At 69.4% G+C, this 4,677-nt stretch carries 6 protein-coding genes; 2 read left to right on the top strand and 4 right to left on the bottom strand.

Annotated elements, in window-relative coordinates:
- Positions 1–234 precede the first annotated feature (234 nt).
- Complete coding sequence (locus EQG76_RS31550) at positions 235–588, top strand: sodium/glutamate symporter (RefSeq protein ID WP_200840534.1); 354 nt, start codon at positions 235–237, stop codon at positions 586–588.
- A 73-nt stretch (positions 589–661) separates the two neighbouring features.
- A complete protein-coding gene (locus EQG76_RS03865; protein ID WP_321573432.1) occupies positions 662–1,600 on the top strand; it encodes a YbaY family lipoprotein in 939 nt (312 codons plus the stop codon).
- A gap of 33 nt (positions 1,601–1,633) precedes the next feature.
- Here the strand turns inward: EQG76_RS03865 and folE are convergent, their stop codons facing one another.
- From folE to EQG76_RS03845, 4 genes are all read right to left on the bottom strand, one after another.
- Entirely contained in the window at positions 1,634–2,221 is a 588-nt protein-coding gene (folE, locus tag EQG76_RS03860; protein ID WP_159710769.1) for a GTP cyclohydrolase I, read from the bottom strand.
- Positions 2,218–3,234: a threonine aldolase family protein gene (locus EQG76_RS03855; protein ID WP_159710767.1), complete on the bottom strand. Its 1,017-nt coding sequence runs from the start codon at positions 3,232–3,234 to the stop codon at positions 2,218–2,220. Before EQG76_RS03855 ends, folE begins: the two co-directional genes overlap by 4 nt.
- A 5-nt stretch (positions 3,235–3,239) precedes the next feature.
- The gene (locus EQG76_RS03850) at positions 3,240–4,034 is read right to left on the bottom strand and encodes an ABC transporter ATP-binding protein (protein WP_159710765.1); all 795 of its coding nucleotides are present in this window, start codon (positions 4,032–4,034) and stop codon (positions 3,240–3,242) included.
- A partial coding sequence (locus tag EQG76_RS03845) for an ABC transporter permease (RefSeq protein WP_159710763.1) occupies positions 4,031–4,677 on the bottom strand: 647 nt, incomplete at its 5' end. The genes EQG76_RS03850 and EQG76_RS03845, both read right to left, overlap by 4 nt.

Raw genomic sequence — 4,677 nt, 5'->3', positions numbered from 1 at the left:
GCAGGAGGGTTTCGACTACTTCAGCGTGCTGCAGGGCCTCTATCTGCTCAACATCGCGCTGCTGATCGGCTAGGGCCTGGATGGGCTGCTAACCCGGGCAGGGCTCAACCTGCCGACCTTCGTGAGCTGCCTGGTCGCCGGCCTGCTCATCCGCAACCTCCGCCCGCTCCTGCCCTGGCGCTGGACCAGGCGGACCTGGCCGGGCGAGGCGCAGGGACTGCCCTGATCTCCGACGTGTCGCTCGGCCTGTTCCTGACCATGGCACTGATGGGCCTGCAGCTCTGGGAGCTGCAGGCCGCGTTCGGCTTCGTCGCGGTCGTGCTGGCCCTGCAGGTGGGCGTGGCGGTCCTCTACACCTTGTTCGTGGTGTTCCCGGCGATGGGCCGCGACTACGAGGCTGCAGTGATCGGCGCCGGGTTCGGCGGGCTCTCGCTAGGCTCGACCGCCGCCGCGATCGCCAACATACATACGGCGATCACCCAGCAGCACGGCGCCGCCCACCGCGCCTTCATCATCGTCCCGCTGGTCTGCGGCTTCGTCATCGACATCGCCAATTCGCTGCTGATCGCCCTGCTCCTGTGGCTGTGAGCCGGCTGCCATGAGGCGCCGGACGAAGGCGAAGCGATATTCGAGCGTGTCGAGCAGGTAGCCCCAGGCGACGATGATCCCGATCATCAGGAGGATGTCGATCATCGAGGTCGATCCGCTGGCGATGGCGTCGGCACTCAGGCCGCCGATGACGATCAGGGACAGGATGTCGTTCGGCGAAATGCTGCTGACGCGCCGCTTCGGCACGATCCGGGCGAGAAACACAGTGCCAGATAGAAGAGGCTCGCCCGAGCCGCGATCTCCCATAAGGGCATGGTGGGCAGGAAGGCGTCGTCCACCCTGGCACCCGTCGAACTGCATCCCGTGCCGGCCGCCTGGAGCTCCAGGGGAGTGCCAGTACCGGGAGCAGATGGCGCTGCCGGAGGACGCCGTCTTCGACGTCTATCTGGAGGACGTCTCCCAGCCGGACGCCCCCACCGTGGTCGGCGCCCAGGAGGTCACCCCGGCCGGCCAGCCGCCGATCGACTTCGCCATTCCCTACGACCCGAAGCGAATCGACCCGGACCGCCGCTATGCGGTGCGCGCCACGATCACCGTCGGCGACCAGCCGCTGCTCGCCACCGCCGAAGGCGTCCCGGTCCTGACCCAGGGCAGCCCCGATCGCGCCGATCTCCTGCTGCAACGGGCCAACGGCAGCACCGCAGCTATCGGGCTGGCAGGCCGCATCTGGTGGCTCGGCGCGCTGAACGGCCAGGCAGTGACCGGCACCGCGAACGTGCCGCATCTGGTGTTCGACGAGGGCGAGGGCCGCTTTCACGGCTCGGGTGGCTGCAACCGGATCAGCGGCAGCTACGGGTTGGTGGGCGACGAGAGCACGCTGGACATCGGCCAGATCGTCAGCACCAAGATGGCCTGCACGGACGAGGGCAGGCCGACCGAGCAGGAGTTCCTAGAGGCGCTCGCCAGGGTCGACGGCTACCGGATCGAGGGTAGGGAACTGCACCTCACTGGCGATCGGACCGAGCTGACCTTCGCCGAGCGGACGCCCTGATCTCGGAGCGGGCGTCGGCTCGGCGGATACAGATCAGATACCGTCCGGACGAGTGCTCAGGGTGGAGAAATCCCGGCGCAGGTCCGGATCGTCGCGAAAGGCGCCGAGCAGGCGGGTGGTGACGAATTTGGTGCCGGGCTTGTGCGCGCCGCGCGTGGTCAGGCAGTGATGGGTGGCCTCGATCGCCACCGCCACGCCTTTCGGCTGGAGCAGCTCGTTCAGGCTCATGGCAATCTGGCCGGTCAGGCGCTCCTGAATCTGCAGGCGCTTGGCGAAGCAGTCGACCAGCCGGGCGATCCCGCCGATCCCGGCGACCCGCCGGTCCGGCAGATAGGCGACGTGCACCAAGCCCACGAAGGGGGCCAGGTGATGCTCGCAATGGCTCTCGAAGCGGATGTCGCGCAGGAGCACCATGCCTTCGGTCGGGCCGGCACCTTCCAGGATCTGGCCGAGGGCCGCTTCGGGCGTGGTGCGGTAGCCTCGGCCGTGCTCCAGCCAGGCATCCACGACCAGCCCGGGCGTGGCGCCGAGCCCCGGACGCGCCGGGTTCTCGCCGATCCAGCGCAGCAGGGTGGCGACCGCCTGCTCGGCCTGGCGGCGGCTGGGGCGCCGTTCGTTCATGCGACCGACTGGAGGAGCTGGTCGATTTCCTCCGGACGGGTCGCCCAGGAGGTCACCAGCCGGCTGCTGCCCCGCTCGTAGCCGGGGAAGAACTGGGCGTGCTGCGCCAGCTTCGCCTGAAGCGCCGGGGGCAGGGCAGCGAAGATCAGGTTGGCCTCGACCGGGAAGGCCAGCTCCGCACCCTTTTGGACCAAGCCATGGGCCAGGCGCTCCGCCATGGCGTTGGCATGGGCAGCGCGCTCCAGCCACTTGTCCTGCGCCAGGGCGCCGATCGCCTGGGCGGCCAGATAGCGACCCTTGCTCATGACCTGGCCGCTGCGCTTGCGCAGGAAGGGAGCGGCCTTGGTGCGGGCCTTGCCGAACAGGAGGATCAGCTCGGCCGCCATCCCGCCATTCTTGGTCATGCCCAGCACCAGGGCGTCGACCCCGGCCCGCCAGGACAGCTCGGCCGGGCTGGCGCCGGTGCGAGCCAACGCATTGGCGAAGCGCGCGCCGTCCAGCATCAGGTGCAGCCCGTGGCGACCGGCCACCGCCGCGAACGCGCGGGTCTCCTCCACCGACCAGACCAAGCCGCGCTCGGACGCTTGGGCCAGGAGCAGCACCTTGGGCTGGGCGGAGTGCATCGAGCCGAAATGATAGGGCTCCAGGAGCCTTGCCACCTCGTCGGGCAACAGGCGGCCCATGGGGTCGCCCACGGTCAGCCAGCTCGCCCCGCCGGTGAACATCAAGGGCGCGTTGCATTCGTCCTGCACGACATGGGCCAGCGGATGGCAGACGATGGCACCCCAGGACGGGCAGAGCAGCGATAAAGCCAGGGAGTTGGCGCCGGTGCCGGTGATCGCCATCACCAGGTCGAAGTCGTCGGTCTCGAACACCCGCGCCAGCTCGGCCTTCAGCCGACCCGACCAGGAATCGGCGCCATAGGCGGCGTCGGTGCCGGCATTGGCCTCGGCCAGTGCTGCCATGACCTCGGGTGCCACCGGGGCGGTGTTGTCGCTGCGCAGGTCCAGCAAGTCGTTCATCCCGTCAGGAGGGCGTCGTCGTCGAGCTCGCCGCCCTGGCGGCGGCGGAACAGGGCCAGAAGGTCGGGCACGTCCAGGCCGGCGCGGGCCTCGCCCGCCACGTCGAAGGCGACCTTGCCCTCGTGGAGCATGAGCGTCCGGCTGCCATGGTCCAGGGCCTGGCGCATTGAGTGGGTGACCATCAGTGCTGTCAGCCTGTGCCGGTCGATGATCTTCTGGGTGAGGTCCAGGACCAGCTCGGCGGTACGCGGGTCGAGCGCGGCAGTGTGCTCGTCCAGGAGCAGAATCTTCATTGGCGCCAGGGCCGCCATGAGCAGGCTCACCGCCTGGCGCTGCCCGCCGGACAGGAGGCCCACCGGGTCGGACAGGCGGTTCTCCAGCCCCAGGCCCAGCTCGGCCAGCGAGTCGCGGAACCGGCTGCGCCGGCCAGGGTCAAGGGCTGGCTTCAGCCGGCGGACCGAGCCGCGCGCGATGCCCAGCGCCATGTTCTCCTCGATGGTCAGCGCCTCGCAGGTGCCGGCCTTGGGGTCCTGGAAGACGCGTGCGACCAGCTCGGCCCGGCGGTAGGCGGGCAGGCGGGTGACGTCGCGGCCGTCGATGACGATGCGGCCCTCGTCCGGGGCGACGTCGCCAGCCAGCACGTTCAGCAGCGTGCTCTTGCCCGCCCCGTTGCTGCCGATCACGGTGACGAACTGGCCCTCCTCGATCGACAGCGAGATGCCGCGCAGCGCCCTGGTCTCGAGCGGCGTGCCAGCGCCGAAGGTGAGCTCGATGCCCTCGACCTGGATCATCGGGCGGCCTTCCGCATCCGGGCGCGCAGCTTGGGCGCCAGCAAGGCGAAGCCCACCAGCACGGCGGTGACGAGGTTCAGGTCGGAGGCCTCGATGCCCAGCATGTTCACGTCCAGCGCGAACGCGATCACCAGGCGGTAGAGCAGCGAGCCCAAGAGGCAGGCGATCAGGGCGCCGAGGATGCCTTTCAGCCGGAACAGCGTCTCGCCCACGATCACCGCGGCCAGGCCCACGACGATGGTGCCGAGCCCCATGGTGACGTCGGCAAAGCCGTTGGCCTGGGCGAACAGGGCGCCGGCCAGCGCCACGATCCCGTTGGACAGCGCCATTCCGCTCAGGGTCTGGCGTGCGGTGTCGATGCCCTGGGCCTTGGCCATGCGTGGGTTGGCGCCCGTGGCGCGTAGGGCCAGACCCTGATCGGAGTTTAGATAGCGGGCGAGCAGGAAGGTGACGAGGGCGACGACCAGCAGCTCGACCAGGATGCGCGCCTGGTCGAAGGGCAGGAAGGACAGGCCCTCGAACGGCGAGAACAGGGTGGTCTGCCCCAGCAGCGCCGCGTTCGGCCGGCCCATGATCCGAATGTTGATGCTGAACAGGGCGATCATCACCAGGATCGAGGCCAAAAGGTGCAGGATGCCGAAGC

The organism is Geminicoccus flavidas, assembly GCF_009806515.1.
GTDB classification, from domain to species: Bacteria; Pseudomonadota; Alphaproteobacteria; order Geminicoccales; family Geminicoccaceae; genus Geminicoccus; species Geminicoccus flavidus.
The sequence above is the reverse complement of the archived record's forward strand: the minus strand, read 5'-3'. Positions and strand labels throughout refer to the sequence as shown.